A 15,112-nucleotide genomic window follows, 5' to 3' on the forward strand; every position below is an offset into this window, starting at 1 on the left:
GGGGAAGCGGTGGAAGACATCGTCAACGCTGGGCCCTGGAGCATTCGAACCAGCCTAGGCGTCGCTCCGGGCAGGGCTGCGTAAAGCCGTGAGCAACTCCAAGCCAACCGGTCCCTGGCCGCAGATCTGGCGAGAGCGATCAAACAGCACGGCCCCCACCGCCATCGACTCCTGGCCATAGCGGGCCAGATAGCGCAGGCTGCGCTGCTCCACCGCCGCAGCAATGGCCTGACGCAGGCGCTCGGCTCGCGGCCCGTCCCGCTGGGCCAGCTCTCCCAGGGCCGCCTCCACGGTTGGGGCAGCGTGAAGAGCTTGCAAGGACTCACCCCCAAGCCCGGCCAAGGCCGCCAGGGCCGTGAGCACCTCGGCGCGGCCATCGGCCAGGTGGTGGTGGGTGTGGAAGATGCCGCCCGCCAGCTTGATCAATTTGCCCTGATAACCCAGCAGCAGCAGGCGGCGCACCCCGGCCTCGGCCGCCGCCACGAGCAGCGGTCCGAGCCAGTTGCCCGCCTTGAGCAACAGATCAGGTGGCAAACCCAGCCTGGGCGCCAGATCGAGCCCGTTCTCACCGATCACCAGCACCAGATCACCGCAGAAAGCAGGCGCTGCGGCGCGTTCGCGCAGAGCCGCAAGGGCCTGGGCCAGTTGGTCGGGGCCCGCGCTGCGCTGCACCTCAGCCTGGGTGCCGATCAAGGCCAGGCCATCCACCACCCCAAAAGCCGCATTGCTGGTGCGCTCGGCCAGGCGCCTGCCCTCTGGAATCACCACCTGCAACTCCAAACGCCTTCCCGGCGGCACCAGGGGCCGCAGGTTGCACTCGAGCAGCTTTTCGGCATAGGCCGACAAGCACGCCTCACCACTGGCCTGCAGCACCCCCACCCCCTCGCCGGCCCGCAACTCAAGCCACTTGCCTGGCCCCTCCAGCCAGCGCAATTGCACCCATAGCTGCAAACCACGGGTGAGGTCGAGCACCTCCGGCCCCGGATCACAGCAGGCCATGGCCAGCACCCAGCCATCGGCCAAGGGCGCGGCCGCTAGCACCGGCACCCGGGCGGGCAGCTCGCCGGCTGTCGCAGCGTCGGGATGGAGCCAAAGGGACTGGTGACGCTGCCAGGGCTGGCCAAGCAGGATCACCAGGGCCGCCCGGGCTGCGGCCGTGAGCCACACCGGCACGGTGTATCCGGCAGTGGCGTCCGCCGAGGCAGCGTCGATTTGGTTCAGCTCAAGCAACGGGGGAAAGAACACTGTTTTTTATGGTGGTTGATTGTGCGGTCCGCCGCCGCCCGCCGTATCCCCTAACCATGCAGGACAAACTCAGCCTGATGATCCCCGGCCCCACCCCGGTGCCGGAACGCGTCCTGCTTGCCATGGGCCGCCATCCGATCGGCCACCGCAGCGCTGACTTTCAGAAAATCGTTAAGCGCACCACCCAACAGCTGCAGTGGCTGCATCAGACAAAGGGCGACGTGCTGGTGATCACGGGCAGCGGCACCGCTGCCATGGAGGCGGGAATTATCAACGTGCTGAGCAAGGGCGACACGGTGCTCTGCGGCGACAACGGCAAGTTTGGCGAGCGCTGGGTGAAGCTCGCTAAGGCCTACGGCCTGAACGTGCAGGTGGTCCAGGCCGAATGGGGCCAGCCCCTGGATCCCGAGGCCTTCCGCGCCGCCCTAGAAGCCGACACTGCCAAAGCGATCAAGGCCGTGATCATCACCCACTCGGAAACCTCCACTGGGGTAATCAACGATCTGCAGACCATCGCCTCGCACGTCAAGGCCCACGGCACCGCCCTCTGCATCGCCGACTGCGTCACCAGCCTGGGTGCCTGCAATGTGCCCATGGAGGACTGGGGCATCGACGTGATCGGCTCCGGCTCCCAGAAGGGCTACATGATGCCGCCGGGGTTGGCTTTCGTGGCCATGAGCGACCGGGCCTGGGAAGCCTGCAAGCACTCCGATCTGCCGAAGTTTTATCTGGATCTGGCCAAATACCGCAAATCGGCCCATGCCGACAGCAACCCCTTCACCCCGGCCATCAACCTCTACTTCGCCCTCGAAGCAGCCCTGGAAATGATGCAGGCAGAGGGTCTTGAAAAGATCTTCGCCCGCCATGCCCGTCACCGGGCCGCGGCCCAAGCAGGCATGAAGGCGATTGGCCTGCCCCTCTATGCCGCGGAGGGCTGTGGCAGCCCGGCCATCACCGCCGTGGCGCCAGAAGGCATCGACGCCGAAGCGATGCGCAAAGCCGTGAAAGAAAAGTTCGACATCCTGCTGGCTGGCGGCCAGGATCACCTCAAGGGCAAGGTGTTCCGCATCGGCCACCTGGGCTTTGTTTGTGATCGCGACGTGCTCACAGCCGTAGCTGCCATCGAAGCAACCCTGCAGGATCTGGGCTTACACAAAGGCAGCGCCGGTGCTGGCGTAGCCGCCTGTGCAGCAGCCCTGGCCCAGGGCTGAGCAAGCGTCCGGGGAGAGCAGGCTTTGCGCCATTCTCCCCAAGACTCTGCTAATTTGATTTATGCACCTTGCGGGTGTAATTCAGTGGTAGAATGTCAGCTTCCCAAGCTGAACGTCGCCGGTTCGAGTCCGGTCACCCGCTTTAATCTCAGGTCGTCAGATTGGGCAAGAGGCGAATTGGCCAAGGAGACGAATTAGACCTTCGAGAATTAGGCCAGCGGAATTAGCCTGATTCAGCCCCGAGGCTTGATCAGCTGCAAAACCTGAGGGCCGGTGGCCGCCATCCGGCGCTCGCCATCCAAAGCCGCAATGATGAAGCGTGCGGCTTGGGGCAAATCTCCTTGCTCAGCAGCAAGGCGCGCCCGAGCCTCATCGGCCCGAATCGAAACAAGGAATTGTTCGCGCGCGTCAGCCGAGGGTGCGGCCAACGAAGAAGTACGCGCAGGACTAGTAAAAATGGCAGTCATCTCAACGGTATCTGAACGGGAATGGCCCATGCAAAAACGGCCTTAGCCATCCTGGAAAGGGTTGATATACCCCTTACAAATTAAAGCATTCATTTTGATCATACGCCAGGCTGAACATACCCAGTGAAAACATCACCTAGCTCACCCAGGCCCCCCGCTCATCATGTTCCTGGCTCTTCCCGATTGCCACCCAACGCGGCAATTTGATCACGCAAAGACTGGGATCTCTGTTCATCACCCCGGGTGAGGGCCACTGCAAGTGCAAACTCCAGCTTCTCCAACTGATGCTCCCCCTCTCCAGAGGTAGGTGGGTAGCCGCTGCGGCCGGAAGGAGCCAGGTTGGTAACTGACGGGGCTAAGCCCGAGGCTTGCGAGCAGCGATTGGTGGAACCGTTTTGGGAGGGAGTGGGGTATGCCATAACTACTTTCTTCTCATTCTGACACCGCTGACCAGCCCCCGGGATCAGGCCGCTGCCGCCATTTCATCGTTTTGGTCGGTGAGCTCGTTGTTGTCGGTGAGCTCGAGCAAGGCGCGACAGTCGACCAGCAGTCGTTCAACGTTGTCGAGACTGGTGATCTCCTGGGGATCATGCTCTGCCTGCCGATCAAGTTGCAGCTCCGTGGCTTCCAAACGCTGCTCCAGACTCACAAGCCGCTGGGAGAGGGCGTGCACGGTTTGGGCCAAATCTTCAGCATTACGGCTGATGCGGAAGGAAACCGACTCGTAAGCCATGGCAATCGGGGCATGGGAGCCGATCACAACACACAAACCAGCACCAGCCAAGGCCAGAGCTCTTCCCTGCCCCAGACTCGACTTAGGCCAAAGTGATCGATACGTTGGGCCCCGGTATCCCCGTTGACGCCCCAGGCCATGGCACTAAAGATGACTTTGAGGCAGATTCCCGGGCTACGCCGAGCCCTGCTGGTCCTGGTTGGCAGCGCTGCTGGATTCGGCCTCGTCCTACCCGGCCAGGCCCAGACAGCTGAGGCCAATGCCGCCGCCGCCAACGCCGGCTCAGGGGGCAAGGGGGCTCAGATCTATTGCTTTATGCGCAGCAGCGGCAACAGCCACCAGGTGAGCTGGGATGCCGCCTACGCGGTGATCAAACGCCAAAACGACAAACTGTTCAAGACCTCCCCGGAACACGCCGCGGTGATGATCACAGAAGCTGTGGTGCAGAACCCCAGCGTGTTTCCCGACTGCGGCCGCTACCTAGGTGACCTGTTCGCAAAACCCGAAGCCAAGCCAGAAGCCAGCACAAGCCCAGCGCCTAGTGGCACCTCCCGCAGTGAGCGGCTGGGTCAATAAGGCTCGCCAATATTTATGCCGAGCCGGATGCCGAACGGGATGCCGAGCGGGGGGCAGCTTGGCCGCCCTGGCAGGGCTGCTGCTGCTTGCCGGGGGCTGCGCTGAAGAGCCCTTACCCCAGCGCCAGGTGCGCAGCGACGACTGCCTGCAAACCGTGCAGCTCGACCAACTAACGGAACAAATCCGGCGCTGCGACGCCGTAGTGGCGGCATTTCCAACCAACCCAGGCCCTCTCAACGATCGCTACTTGCTGCACAGCCTGGCGGGCAACGAGGCAGCGGCCTGCGCTGATATCAACCGGGCTGCAGCCCTTGCCCGCTCTAAACCACCAGCCAGCCTGGATCCCCAACTGCGCACCGATCTGAACCTGCGTCAACAGCTCTGCAGGGAAGGCGGTGGCAAAGGCATGGGCACTGGCAAAGGCATGGGCGCAAACTAAGCCCGGCCCCAACCCTGAGCAGCCTCACCAGCGACCCATCAGGTCTCGCATCATGGCCGGCAAACTGCGGCGCTCCAGCAGCTGGGAGCGCCGCTGCAACAACACCGCGATGCGCTCGGCCTTACTGGCCAGTAAGCCGTCCACCAACTGGTCGGCAACGCCCAGCTGCAGCCAATGGCTGGTCAGGCAGGCCCCCATACCGATGCGGTGACAGCGATCTTCTGCCTGTTCCGCATCCCCTGGGGTCCAGGGGCGCTCAATTAGCACCACATGCCGCGCCCGGTGCAGGGTGAAGCCCAAGCCCCCGGTGCCATAGGTAGCGATCAGCAGGGAATGCTCACCGCGCTGAAACGCATCAACCTGGGCCTGGCGCTGGGCCGGCGGCAGGGCGCCGGTGAGGACACAACTGTCTTCAAAACTGCGGTGCAACATCTCAGCCGTAGCCACGAAGGCCGTAAACACCACCACCGCCTCGCCCTTGGCCAGCAACGGAGCCACCAAGGCCCGGGTGGCTGGAAGTTTGTAATCGGAGCCGATCTGGCGCAGGGCCGTGAGCACGGCCAGCAGCTCGGCATCGCGGCGCACCTCACCGAGGGCAGCCCGACGGCGATAGTCGTCGACCTTGACCTGCAGCCGGTGCTGAAAGCCGCGGGCCGAAGGCTCATCCAGCTCAACTGGCCACAGCTGGCGCAGCTTGGGGGGCAGGTCGAGGCAATCCTGCTTACGGCGATGCAGCACCAGGGGCCGCACCAGCCGCTGCAGGTCTTCCAGATGGCTGGCCCCGTTCGCCTGCCAGAGGCGCCGTCCGCCCTGCTCGCGCCAATGGCCCTGGCAGAAGAGTTCCTCAAAGGCCCGTTGGTCGCGGGCGAGGGGGTGGCCGATCGCCGCCAGCAGGGGAAATAACTGGGCTGGGCGGCCATTTTTCATCGGCGTGCCGGTCAGTAGCCAGATGGCTCGCAGCCGGGGGTGGCGGGCCAGGCGCAGCAGCCCCTGGCTGCGGCGGGTATGGCCGTTTTGGGCGAAGTGGGCCTCATCGGCGATCAGCACGGTGCCGGCGGGCGGCAAGGCGTCGGGCAACCGGGCCCAGCTGTGCAGCTCCAGATGCAGGCCAAGGCTGGCCGCCTCACCCTGCCAATGGTCATGCAGACCAACCGGAGCAATCACCAAGATGCGGCAATCGGCTTGGCGCACCATGGCCCGAGCCGCCATCAGGGCTGTGAGCGTCTTACCCAACCCCATGGCATCCGCGAGCACGGCACCGCGGCGGGCCAGTAGCCAGCGCACCGCGGCCCGCTGATGGGCAAACAGGAGGCGGCCATCCAGCAGGGGCTGCTCCAAATCTGCCGAAGCCACCAACTGCCGATGGGGCGGCAGGGGAGGCAGGGGCTGCTCTAACCAGGCGAGCCACTGGGCCAGCTCGGGCTGCACAGGAAACCGGCCTGCCAGGGCTTGCTGCAAGGCGGCGGCAGCTTCTAGGGGAAATGACCAGCAACGCTGCCGACCCGACCAACTCCCCCGGGGGCGGATCGCCCGCAACTGGGCCTGGGTGACCGCGTCGTAGGGGCTAACTACCTCAATCAAACCCGTAGCCCCCAGCCGCAGCAGACAGCGCATCCGCGGAAGTGCAATCGTCGACACATTGACACCCCAGGCGGTGGGGGCAAACTTTGATCAACCGAGTCGCGCTGATGCAGGCCAGGGATGGGGTGTTCCTTGAGGATCTCTGTCCCAAATTGCGCGTCAGACGCTGGCGCCAATCCCTTCATCGAATCACCGACCAACACTGCATTTATTGCGGTGAGCGCTCGGAATCAATCGACCACGTGCACCCCCAGAGCCGGGGCGGGTTAAGTGTCACCGAGAACTGCGTGCCCGCCTGTCTGGCCTGCAATGGCGACAAGGGAGACGCGGATGCCTTTGCCTGGTACCGGCGACAGCCCTTTTACGACCCCCGCCGCTCCATGGCGATTCGTGCCTGGACCGATGGAGACCTGCGCTTAGCAATGCGACTGCTGCAGTGGGTACATCCCGGCCAATTGGAAGAACTGGTGGAACCTCACCAGACCCGGCAGGCCTCGGCGCCGTTGTGGCGCTGGCAGATGGCCTCCTGAACCTGGGGTCCCTCGGGGGCAACCACCAAAGCCAGCAGCAGCAGCACCCCCGCCAACACCGCCGGCACGGTGATTTCACGACCACTGGAGCGGGACCGGTGCCTTGAAGAGACCGGCGTCTTAGAGATTGGTGCCGGGAAGTTGAGAGCCGCTCGCAAGCCTGGCGCAATGGAGCTTGAAACACGGGAACTAGTAACAGGAAAAGCTGAGACCGGAAAGGTTGAAACCGGCAAGGCTGAGACAGTGAGAACTGGGACCGTGAAAACTGGAACCGTGAAAATCGAGATCGTCATGGCGATCACTTCAGGAATAATACAGGTGTACTCATGATCCAGGCGCTTGTCAAGCCCGCCCGCCAGCTGCTGGTGATCGGCGGCGGCTTCACGGGCCTGCGGCTTGCCCAGGCCGCCCAGCGCAGCGGCATGGCGGTGCGCCTCACCAGCCGCCAACCACGCTCCAGCGGCGAGGGCCTGGAATGGCTCCCCTTCAACAGCTCTCCAGACAGCACCTGCCTGCCAGCCCCTGGTGCCCTGGCCGGCATCACGGATGTAGTGGTGTGCGTGCCCCCAGACCCAGACCAGGGCGATCCGGCGCTGCGCTTACTAGGAGCAAGCCTGCGAGAGCTGCCCCTGCAATGGCTGGGCTATCTCTCCACCACCGGCGTCTATGGCGACACCGCTGGGGCCTGGGTTGACGAAACCGCCCCAACCCCAGCCCGAGCCGGCCGCAGCCAGGCCCGGGTTGCGGCGGAGCAAGCGTGGCTAGCCACAGGACTACCCGTGCAGATTTTCCGGCTGCCAGCCATCTACGGACCCAACCGCTCGCCATTTGCGGCCCTGCAAGCGGGGCAAAGCCGTCTCATCCACAAGCCTGGCCAGATGTTTTGCCGAGTACACGTCGACGACATCGTCGGTTGCCTGCTGCACTGCCTGGCCCGGCCACAGCAGGAGCGCCCGACCGTGGTCAATGTGACCGACAACTGCCCCTGCCCCTCCAGCGAGACCCTGGGCTATGCGGCCCACCTACTGGGGCACAAACTGCCACCAATAGAGCACTACGCCGAGGTCGCCGGCAGCATGAGCCCCATGGCCCGCAGCTTCTGGAGCGAAAACCGGCGGGTCAGCAACCAGCTGCTGACCCAACAGCTGGGCTACAAGTTGCGCTATCCCAACTACCGGGAGGGCTACCGGGCCTGCTTAGCGGAGGAGCTAGGTGGCGGGCAGTCCCGGAGATCCCCGGGATCAACCACGTAGGGCAGGCCCAAATCAGCCAGCAAACGCCCCCAACGCAACTCGATCCAGCCCTTGCTGAGCCCCGTGCCCAGACCCAGCAACAGACCCCCCAGCAACAACCAGCGCAGCATGGGCTCCACCACAAGCGGCCAAGCCCCATCCAACCCCACCCCAGCCCGGCTTGCCATTGCCCTAGGGGATCCTGCCGGCATAGGCGCTGAGGTAACTCTCAAGGCCCTGGCCAGGGCGGAATGGCGCTCACAGCAGCCCCTGCTGGTGGGTTGCCGCCGCTGGCTGGAAACCAGCTACCAACTGCTCAAGCCCAGCAGCAGCGAACCGCTGCGGGATCCGGCAGAGCTGGAGGTTCTTGATCTGCCCTTAGTGGAGAGCTGCCAGCCAGGACGCAGCACCCCGGCCTGCGGAGCAGCAAGCTTCAACTGGCTCACCGCCGCCGTCGAGCTGGTGCAAAGCGGCCGCTGCCGGACCCTGGTGACAGCGCCAATCGCCAAGGCCAGCTGGCACGCTGCCGGCCACCCCTACCCAGGCCAAACCGAGCGGCTGGCGGAACTCAGCGGCAGCCCCGAAGCCTCGATGCTGTTTACCGCGCTAGCACCCGCGGGCCACTGGCGCCTCAACACCCTGCTGGCCACCACCCACATTCCCCTGGCCACCGTTCCCCAACATCTCAATGGAGCCTTGGTGCAACGCAAGCTGGATAAGCTCCTGGCCTTCTGCGAGCGCTTCAACCAAGCCCCCCACCTAGTGGTGGCAGGACTCAATCCCCATGCCGGCGAGGCGGGGCGCCTGGGGCAGGAGGAGAGCACCTGGTTGGAAGCAGCCCTGGAGGCCTGGCGCCGGCAGCATCCAGAGGTGCAGCTGGAAGGGCCATTGCCGCCGGACACCTGCTGGCTAAGCGCAGCCGCCGCCTGGCAGAGCCCCAGACCAGGCCCAGATGGCTACCTGGCGCTATATCACGACCAGGGACTGATCCCGGTGAAATTGCTGGCCTTTGATGCCGCAGTCAACACCACCTTGGGGTTGCCGTTTATGCGCACCTCACCAGATCACGGCACAGGCTTCGCGATCGCTGGCCAAGGCCTAGCCAGGGCCGACAGCATGGCGGCTGCCCTAATTACGGCAAGGGATCTGGGCTGAGGATTCCAGCGCAACCGCTCAGGCCGGCCGCACCCGCATCAACACCTGACCGAATTCCACGGGGGTGCCGTTTTCCACCAGAATTTCAACCACCTCACCGCCCACCTCAGACTCCAGCTCATTCATCAGCTTCATCGCCTCAAGAATGCAAACGGTCTGGCCGACCTTGATGCGGGCACCAACTTCCACAAAGGGGGCTTCACCAGGAGCTGCAGCTCGATAAAAGGTGGCGACCATCGGTGCTGTGACCTCAAGCAGGTCGCCGCGGCTGGCAGCAGCCGGTGGCGGTGGAGCCGAGGGGGCAACGGGCAGGGGGGGCGCTGCCTGCAGCACCTGGGCCGGAGCGGCACTGGCCTGGAAAACAGTTGTAGGCGCTGCACTGGGAAGGTTGCGACGCACCTCCAAGCGGAAGTCGTCTCCTTCGAGCTTCAACTCCTGGATGTCGCTCTCGCCAAGCAGGGCGAGAAGGTGCTGAAGCTGGTCGTGGTTGAGCTGCATGGCGATCAGTTCTCCCTGCCCAAATAGCTGTCGGTACGAGTATCGATCTTGATTTTCTCTCCGATCGACAGGAACAGGGGCACCATCACCTGGGCTCCCGTTTCAACGATCGCAGGCTTGGTGCCGCCCGTGGCCGTATCGCCCTTGACGCCTGGATCGGTCTGGGTGATCGCCAGCACCACCGAGTTGGGCAGTTCCACCTCCAAGGGTTTGCCGTTCCAGGCCACCACGTTCACCTCCATGCCCTCCTTGAGGTACTTGCGGCTGTCACCAATCTGTTTGGCCGTCAGCCGGGTTTCCTCGTAGCTGCCCATATCCATGAACACGTAGTCGTCACCCTCCATGTAGGTGTGCTGGAGGGTGCTCTTTTCGAGAATGGCTTGGGGCAGCATCTCGCCTGCCCGAAAGGTCTTCTCAACGACGTTGCCGCTCTGCACCGCCTTGAGCTTGGTGCGGACGAACGCCGATCCCTTGCCGGGCTTGACGTGCAAAAACTCAACGACCCTCCAGACCTGGCCATCCAGCTCAATTGAGGTACCGGTTCGAAAGTCGTTGCTGGAGATCATTCCGGCGGTTCAGATCTGGGGGATTGTAAGGCTGGCTACCGGAACGGGCCTCTGGGGGGTCATTCCGGAGGCCCTGAAGTTGTGCCAAAGTCCGCTCAACGACAGGGTGTTGCCATGGCACGGGGCCAATCCAGCTGGGCGAATCGCTCAACGTGGGCGCGCTGGTTTGCTGGCGTAGCCAGCTTGATGCTGGTTGTGCTGCTCGCTGCCCCCACCGCCTGGGCTGCCCTGCCCCAGGGCAACGCCGTGACTGACCCTGCAGCACTGCTGCGCAATGCCTTGCCAATCAAGGCCCCCGACCTGCAGGAGCTTCAGCATCGCCTCGAGGCCACCAGCGACGACCTGCGCGCTAAGCGCTGGCCAGCCCTAGCCAGCTCCGTGCGGCGTTGCATTTCCTTACTGGGCAGCCGCAAGGCAGCCATGCTCGAAGGCTTCGATGCCCCAGCGAAAACCGAGGCCGCAGCTCTGCTGGACCAGGTGGGAGAGCAACTGCAAGTGCTCGCCGCCGCCGCCGAAGGCCAGGAGCGCGACCCCTTCCTGGCAGCCCGCCGTGAGGCCCTCAACAGCATCGGCAAAGCCGAAGACCTGCTGGTAGGGCCTTTCCCCTATCAAATTCCGGCTGAATTTGCCGATTTGCCCAGGCTGCTGGGCCGGGCAACCGTGCAGCTCACCACCACTAAAGGCGACCTAACTGCGGTTGTAGACGGTTACAACGCGCCCCTCACCGCCGGCGCCTTTGTTGATCTGGTGCAACGGGGCTTCTACGACGGACTGCCCTTCATTCGAGCCGAAGATTTTTACGTGCTGCAAACCGGCGATCCGGAAGGCCCAAATGATGGATACATCGACCCGAAAACCAAAACGGAGCGCAAGGTGCCGTTAGAGATCAAGGTGCCAGGCCAGAGCGAGCCCTTCTACAACCAAACCTTCGAAGACCTCGGCATGTTCAAGGCCGCACCAGAACTACCCTTCTCCACCAAGGGCACCCTGGGCTGGGCCCACTCCGATGAAGTGCTAGACGACGGCTCCTCCCAGTTCTTCCTCTTCCTGTTCGAACCTGAACTGACCCCTGCCGGCCTAAACCTGATCGACGGCCGCTATGCCGCTTTCGGTTATGTGGTGGATGGCTTTGATGTTCTCGAAGAACTCACCGCTGACGACGGCATCGTCAAAGCACGAGTGCTATCTGGATCCGAAAATCTCCAGCCCCACAGCTGAACTTGCGATCTCACCATTAAAAAAGCCGCCCTCAAGGGCGGCTTAAAATCGGGAGCTTGGCTCAGCTCATTTCCATTGCTTGGCAACAATTTCAGCCAAATCAACAACGCGCTGGCTGTAGCCCCACTCGTTGTCGTACCAAGCGATAACCTTCAACATGTTGCCACCCATCACCAAGGTGAGCTCCGAATCAATGATCGTCGATTCGTCGGTGCCGGCATGATCGCTGGAAACCAAAGGTAGATCGCAATACTTGATGATGCCCTTCATGGCATTCTCAGATGAGGCCTTGAGCAAGGCATTCACCTCTTCCTTGGTGGTGTCGCGACTGATATCAAGCACCATATCAACCACCGAGACATTCGGTGTGGGCACTCGCATAGCGATACCGCTGAGCTTGCCCTTCATCGGCGGATAGACCAACGCCACAGCCTGGGCAGCGCCGGTGCTGGTGGGAACAATGTTTACCGCAGCGGCGCGAGCACGACGCAGGTCGCGGTGGGCCGCATCCAGGATGCGCTGGTCACCGGTGTAGCTGTGGGTGGTCGTCATCGTGCCCTTGACGATGCCGAATGCTTGATCCAGCACCTTCACCACAGGAGCCATGCAGTTGGTGGTGCAGCTGGCGTTGCTGAGAATGTCCCAATCTTCGTGGCGGTATTGATCGGCGTTAACGCCCACCACAAACGTGCCAACTTTTGCGCCCTTGCCAGGTGCCGTGAGAATTACCTTTTTGGCACCAGCTTCGAAGTGCTTACTGGCGCCAACATCGTCGTTAAACACGCCGGTGGATTCGATCACCAGATCGACGCCCCATTCCTTCCAGGGAAGGTTGGCGGGATTGCGGTCGTAGAAGGTTTTGATCGTCTTGCCGTTGAGGACGATCGTGTCCTCGGTGGTGGTGACCTCCACGCCCCGCAGGGGGCCGAGCATGGAGTCGTACTTGAGCAGGTGGGCCATGGTGTTGGTGTCACCGGAGCCATTGATGCCCACCAATTCGATGCCAGTGTTGGCCCCACGGCTCAGCCAGCAGCGGGTGAAGTTGCGACCAATCCGGCCAAATCCATTGATCGCAACGCGCAAAGTCATGGCCGATTGCGGCAAAAGCCGCTAGCGAAGGTGGTTTTGGCTGCCGATCATACAGAAATTGATCCGGTCTCCCCTCTTGCAGGAAGGGCGCACGCCGAGGACCATGCGCAAACGCGCAGCAACTCGTAAAGGTTTTCGGGCTGTTGTCAGCTTAATTTTGTTCTCACCTGAACCCTGATTTGGAGTTGCGTTTGGCGCCCCTGCTCGATCGTCACCAACCGCTCCACTTCATTGGGGTTGGCGGCATCGGCATGTCTGCCCTGGCAGGGATCCTGGCGGAACGGGGCTACGCGGTAAGTGGCTCCGACCCCCGGGACAACGCCGTGCTCAACCGCTTACGGCGGCTGGGGGTGCGGGTGTTTTTGGAGCAGAACGCCGCCACGGTTGCTGCGATCCGCAGCGGCACCTCGGTCTCACCTCAAGTAGTGATCAGCTCCGCGGTACCAGAGACCAACCCGGAGCTACTGGAGGCCCGTCGCATGGGTCTGGCGATCTGCCACCGCTCCGACGTGCTGGCCGCCTTGATCAATAGCCAGGACTCCATCGCAGTAGCCGGGAGCCATGGCAAAACCACTACCAGCACCCTGATCGCCACCCTGCTGGCTGCTACCAAACACGACCCCACCGCAGTGATTGGCGGCATCGTGCCCGCCTTTGGCAGCAACGGTCGCCATGGCGAAGGCAGGCTGCTGGTGGCGGAGGCGGATGAATCGGACGGCTCCTTGGTGAAATTCCGCTCATCCCTCGGCGTGCTCACCAACGTCGAACTCGACCACACGGACCACTACCCCGACCTCGAAGCCCTGATCACCACCCTGCAAAGGTTCGCCGGCAACACATCAAGGCTCCTGGCAAACCACGACGACCCGGTGCTGCGCGAGCGGTTCAAAGCCAGTCATTGGTGGTCGATCGAAAGCGCCGCAGGCGTCTCCTTTGCAGCGATTGCCCAAGAGCAAAGGGGGGACGGCACCGTTGCCGACTTCTATGAAGACGGTGAGCTGGTGGGCCGCTTTGAACTGCCCTTGCCCGGTCGTCACAACCTCAGCAACGCGGTTGCGGCCATGGCCGCCTGCCGGCTGGAGGGGGTTTCATTTGCCGAGCTGGGCGAGGCTGTAGCCGCCCTTCAGGCCCCAGGACGGCGCTTTGATTTCCGCGGTTTATGGCAGGGCCGGCTGGTGGTCGACGACTACGCCCACCACCCCAGCGAGGTGGCCGCAACCCTGGCCATGGCCAAGCTGATGGTGGACAGCGGCCGCAGCGCCCTGCCCGTGGCGCCACGGCGCTTGGTAGCAGTGTTTCAGCCCCATCGCTACAGCCGCACAGCCCAATTTCTGGACGGCTTTGCATCGGCCCTATCGGAAGCCGATTCCGTGCTGATCGCGCCCCTCTACGCCGCTGGTGAAGCGCCGATTCCAGGTATCTCCAGCGCCGCCATGGCCGAGGCGGTGCGGCAGCTGGCACCCAACCTGCCGGTGGCGGTAGCCAACACTCTCGACGAGCTCGCCGCCCAGGTGGCCGCCAAGAGTCAAGAGGGTGATCTGGTGATCGCCATGGGTGCTGGAGACGTCAACAGCCTCTGGGAACGCCTCGAGCAGCGCCAACAAGCAATTGACAGCGCCATCGCTGCCTCTGCAACCCCCCTGGCGGCCTGAGCCTGATGATTGCGGCCCCCAGCTGCCACCCTGCCCTACGCCAAGGGGTAGGGCTTCAGCCCTTCACCACCTGGAAGGTGGGAGGTCCAGCGGAGTGGTTTGCCGAGCCTGGAGAAGGCGAAGAGCTGATTTCTCTGGCGGCCTGGGCCCGGGCCCAAGGCCTGTCCTTGCGCTGCATCGGCGCAGGCTCCAACCTGCTGATCGCCGATAGCGGCCTGCCCGGCCTCACCATCTGCAACAGGCGGCTGCAGGGGAGCCGGCTCGACGCCGCCAGCGGCCTGGTGGAAGCGGAAGCCGGAGAACCGATCCCCACCCTGGCCCGCAAAGCAGCCCGGCTTGGCCTGAGCGGGCTGGAGTGGGCCGTGGGCATCCCAGGCACCGTAGGGGGCGCGGTGGTGATGAATGCGGGCGCTCAGGGCGGCTGCACGGCCGAATGGTTGCACTCGGTGCGGGTGCTGGACCCGGCCAATCCCGCAACGCCCTTCGAGCTGGAAGCCCGGGAACTGGACTTCGCCTATCGCCACAGCCGCCTCCAGGCGGAGAGCTGGATCGTGCTGGCAGCCACCTTCCAGCTGGAGGCCGGCCACGACCCCGCAGCCATCACCTCGCGCACCAGTGCCAATCTGCACAGCCGCACCAGCACCCAGCCCTACCAACAGCCCAGCTGCGGCAGTGTTTTTCGCAACCCAGAACCACAGAAAGCAGGGCAGCTGATCGAAGCGCTGGGCCTGAAGGGATTGCAAATCGGTGATGCCCAAGTCTCGCCAATCCACGCGAATTTCATCGTCAACATTGGCCAGGCCAGCGCCAGCGACATCGATGCCCTAATCGCAGAAGTGCAACGCCGGGTGCTGGCCAGCCACGGCCTGACCCTCCACCCTGAGGTAAAGCGGCTGGGCTTCGGCCCGGAGCACTAGCTG

At 63.6% G+C, this 15,112-nt stretch carries 18 protein-coding genes and 1 tRNA gene; 11 read left to right on the forward strand and 8 right to left on the reverse strand.

Features of this window, described 5'->3' with window-relative positions:
* Window positions 1–54: 54 nt before the first annotated feature.
* Window positions 55–1,212: a cobalt-precorrin-5B (C(1))-methyltransferase CbiD gene (gene cbiD, locus KBY74_RS04435; RefSeq protein ID WP_254941702.1), complete on the reverse strand. Its 1,158-nt coding sequence runs from the start codon at window positions 1,210–1,212 to the stop codon at window positions 55–57.
* Window positions 1,213–1,301: 89 nt separating this feature from the next.
* On the opposite strand from cbiD, the gene KBY74_RS04440 reads away from it, so the two are divergent.
* Together KBY74_RS04440 and KBY74_RS04445 are read left to right on the forward strand one after the other, a co-directional pair.
* Window positions 1,302–2,456: an alanine--glyoxylate aminotransferase family protein gene (locus tag KBY74_RS04440; RefSeq protein WP_254941675.1), complete on the forward strand. Its 1,155-nt coding sequence runs from the start codon at window positions 1,302–1,304 to the stop codon at window positions 2,454–2,456.
* A gap of 70 nt (window positions 2,457–2,526) precedes the next feature.
* Window positions 2,527–2,598: transfer RNA gene (locus tag KBY74_RS04445), tRNA-Gly, on the forward strand.
* Window positions 2,599–2,689: 91 nt separating this feature from the next.
* On the opposite strand, the gene KBY74_RS04450 is transcribed toward KBY74_RS04445, so the two are convergent.
* Window positions 2,690–2,884 (reverse strand): hypothetical protein, encoded by a 195-nt coding sequence (locus KBY74_RS04450; protein WP_254935286.1) that lies wholly within the window; start codon window positions 2,882–2,884, stop codon window positions 2,690–2,692.
* Between the two features lie 502 nt (window positions 2,885–3,386).
* Window positions 3,387–3,656: a hypothetical protein gene (locus KBY74_RS04455; RefSeq protein WP_254941676.1), complete on the reverse strand. Its 270-nt coding sequence runs from the start codon at window positions 3,654–3,656 to the stop codon at window positions 3,387–3,389.
* Between the two features lie 138 nt (window positions 3,657–3,794).
* On the opposite strand from KBY74_RS04455, the gene KBY74_RS04460 reads away from it, so the two are divergent.
* Both KBY74_RS04460 and KBY74_RS04465 read left to right on the forward strand, forming a co-directional pair.
* Window positions 3,795–4,232 carry a DUF6554 family protein gene (locus tag KBY74_RS04460; protein WP_254941677.1) on the forward strand — a complete coding sequence of 146 codons (438 nt, stop codon included), beginning with the start codon at window positions 3,795–3,797 and terminating at the stop codon, window positions 4,230–4,232.
* A 58-nt stretch (window positions 4,233–4,290) separates the two neighbouring features.
* Window positions 4,291–4,671 (forward strand): hypothetical protein, encoded by a 381-nt coding sequence (locus tag KBY74_RS04465; protein WP_254941678.1) that lies wholly within the window; start codon window positions 4,291–4,293, stop codon window positions 4,669–4,671.
* Between the two features lie 24 nt (window positions 4,672–4,695).
* On the opposite strand, the gene KBY74_RS04470 is transcribed toward KBY74_RS04465, so the two are convergent.
* Window positions 4,696–6,285 (reverse strand): DEAD/DEAH box helicase, encoded by a 1,590-nt coding sequence (locus KBY74_RS04470; RefSeq protein WP_254941679.1) that lies wholly within the window; start codon window positions 6,283–6,285, stop codon window positions 4,696–4,698.
* A 74-nt stretch (window positions 6,286–6,359) separates the two neighbouring features.
* Between KBY74_RS04470 and KBY74_RS04475 the strand changes: the two genes are divergently transcribed.
* Window positions 6,360–6,782 carry an HNH endonuclease gene (locus tag KBY74_RS04475; RefSeq protein WP_254941680.1) on the forward strand — a complete coding sequence of 141 codons (423 nt, stop codon included), beginning with the start codon at window positions 6,360–6,362 and terminating at the stop codon, window positions 6,780–6,782.
* Here KBY74_RS04475 and KBY74_RS04480 read toward each other — a convergent pair.
* Entirely contained in the window at window positions 6,728–6,940 is a 213-nt protein-coding gene (locus KBY74_RS04480) for a hypothetical protein (protein ID WP_254941681.1), read from the reverse strand. The two genes, KBY74_RS04475 and KBY74_RS04480, sit on opposite strands and share 55 nt — an antisense overlap.
* 10 nt (window positions 6,941–6,950) lie before the next feature.
* On the opposite strand from KBY74_RS04480, the gene KBY74_RS04485 reads away from it, so the two are divergent.
* The 3 genes from KBY74_RS04485 (at window position 6,951) to pdxA (ending at window position 9,169) form a co-directional block, all read left to right on the forward strand.
* Window positions 6,951–7,112, forward strand: a complete 162-nt coding sequence (locus KBY74_RS04485; protein ID WP_254941682.1) for a hypothetical protein — start codon at window positions 6,951–6,953, stop codon at window positions 7,110–7,112.
* Window positions 7,109–8,035: an SDR family oxidoreductase gene (locus KBY74_RS04490; RefSeq protein ID WP_254941683.1), complete on the forward strand. Its 927-nt coding sequence runs from the start codon at window positions 7,109–7,111 to the stop codon at window positions 8,033–8,035. Before KBY74_RS04485 ends, KBY74_RS04490 begins: the two co-directional genes overlap by 4 nt.
* Before the next feature lie 108 nt (window positions 8,036–8,143).
* Window positions 8,144–9,169: a 4-hydroxythreonine-4-phosphate dehydrogenase PdxA gene (gene pdxA, locus KBY74_RS04495; RefSeq protein WP_254941703.1), complete on the forward strand. Its 1,026-nt coding sequence runs from the start codon at window positions 8,144–8,146 to the stop codon at window positions 9,167–9,169.
* Window positions 9,170–9,187: 18 nt separating this feature from the next.
* Here the strand turns inward: pdxA and accB are convergent, their stop codons facing one another.
* Both accB and efp read right to left on the reverse strand, forming a co-directional pair.
* Window positions 9,188–9,667, reverse strand: coding sequence for an acetyl-CoA carboxylase biotin carboxyl carrier protein (gene accB / locus KBY74_RS04500; protein ID WP_254941684.1), 480 nt, complete (start codon window positions 9,665–9,667; stop codon window positions 9,188–9,190).
* Window positions 9,668–9,672: 5 nt separating this feature from the next.
* On the reverse strand, window positions 9,673–10,233 hold the full coding sequence (gene efp / locus KBY74_RS04505) for an elongation factor P (RefSeq protein ID WP_106632504.1): 561 nt from the start codon (window positions 10,231–10,233) through the stop codon (window positions 9,673–9,675).
* 114 nt (window positions 10,234–10,347) lie between these two features.
* Between efp and KBY74_RS04510 the strand changes: the two genes are divergently transcribed.
* Window positions 10,348–11,451 carry a peptidylprolyl isomerase gene (locus KBY74_RS04510; protein WP_254941685.1) on the forward strand — a complete coding sequence of 368 codons (1,104 nt, stop codon included), beginning with the start codon at window positions 10,348–10,350 and terminating at the stop codon, window positions 11,449–11,451.
* A gap of 66 nt (window positions 11,452–11,517) precedes the next feature.
* Here the strand turns inward: KBY74_RS04510 and gap are convergent, their stop codons facing one another.
* The gene (gene gap / locus KBY74_RS04515; RefSeq protein ID WP_254935297.1) at window positions 11,518–12,540 is read right to left on the reverse strand and encodes a type I glyceraldehyde-3-phosphate dehydrogenase; all 1,023 of its coding nucleotides are present in this window, start codon (window positions 12,538–12,540) and stop codon (window positions 11,518–11,520) included.
* Between the two features lie 191 nt (window positions 12,541–12,731).
* On the opposite strand from gap, the gene murC reads away from it, so the two are divergent.
* Both murC and murB read left to right on the forward strand, forming a co-directional pair.
* Window positions 12,732–14,192, forward strand: coding sequence for a UDP-N-acetylmuramate--L-alanine ligase (gene murC, locus KBY74_RS04520; protein WP_254941704.1), 1,461 nt, complete (start codon window positions 12,732–12,734; stop codon window positions 14,190–14,192).
* A 5-nt stretch (window positions 14,193–14,197) separates the two neighbouring features.
* Complete coding sequence (gene murB, locus KBY74_RS04525) at window positions 14,198–15,109, forward strand: UDP-N-acetylmuramate dehydrogenase (protein WP_254941686.1); 912 nt, start codon at window positions 14,198–14,200, stop codon at window positions 15,107–15,109.
* The last annotated feature ends 3 nt before the right edge of the window (window positions 15,110–15,112 follow it).

The organism is Cyanobium sp. A1C-AMD, assembly GCF_024346495.1.
Taxonomy (GTDB): Bacteria; Cyanobacteriota; Cyanobacteriia; order PCC-6307; family Cyanobiaceae; genus Cyanobium_A; species Cyanobium_A usitatum.

Coding starts and splice junctions, on each gene's coding strand:
- KBY74_RS04440 (WP_254941675.1), top strand. CDS start 1,302: ATGCAGGACAAACTCAGCCTGATGATCCCCGGCCCCACCCCGGTGCCG.
- KBY74_RS04455 (WP_254941676.1), bottom strand. CDS start 3,656: ATGGCTTACGAGTCGGTTTCCTTCCGCATCAGCCGTAATGCTGAAGAT.
- KBY74_RS04460 (WP_254941677.1), top strand. CDS start 3,795: ATGGCACTAAAGATGACTTTGAGGCAGATTCCCGGGCTACGCCGAGCC.
- KBY74_RS04470 (WP_254941679.1), bottom strand. CDS start 6,285: ATGCGCTGTCTGCTGCGGCTGGGGGCTACGGGTTTGATTGAGGTAGTT.
- KBY74_RS04475 (WP_254941680.1), top strand. CDS start 6,360: ATGCAGGCCAGGGATGGGGTGTTCCTTGAGGATCTCTGTCCCAAATTG.
- KBY74_RS04485 (WP_254941682.1), top strand. CDS start 6,951: ATGGAGCTTGAAACACGGGAACTAGTAACAGGAAAAGCTGAGACCGGA.
- KBY74_RS04490 (WP_254941683.1), top strand. CDS start 7,109: ATGATCCAGGCGCTTGTCAAGCCCGCCCGCCAGCTGCTGGTGATCGGC.
- pdxA (WP_254941703.1), top strand. CDS start 8,144: ATGGGCTCCACCACAAGCGGCCAAGCCCCATCCAACCCCACCCCAGCC.
- accB (WP_254941684.1), bottom strand. CDS start 9,667: ATGCAGCTCAACCACGACCAGCTTCAGCACCTTCTCGCCCTGCTTGGC.
- efp (WP_106632504.1), bottom strand. CDS start 10,233: ATGATCTCCAGCAACGACTTTCGAACCGGTACCTCAATTGAGCTGGAT.
- KBY74_RS04510 (WP_254941685.1), top strand. CDS start 10,348: ATGGCACGGGGCCAATCCAGCTGGGCGAATCGCTCAACGTGGGCGCGC.
- gap (WP_254935297.1), bottom strand. CDS start 12,540: ATGACTTTGCGCGTTGCGATCAATGGATTTGGCCGGATTGGTCGCAAC.
- murB (WP_254941686.1), top strand. CDS start 14,198: ATGATTGCGGCCCCCAGCTGCCACCCTGCCCTACGCCAAGGGGTAGGG.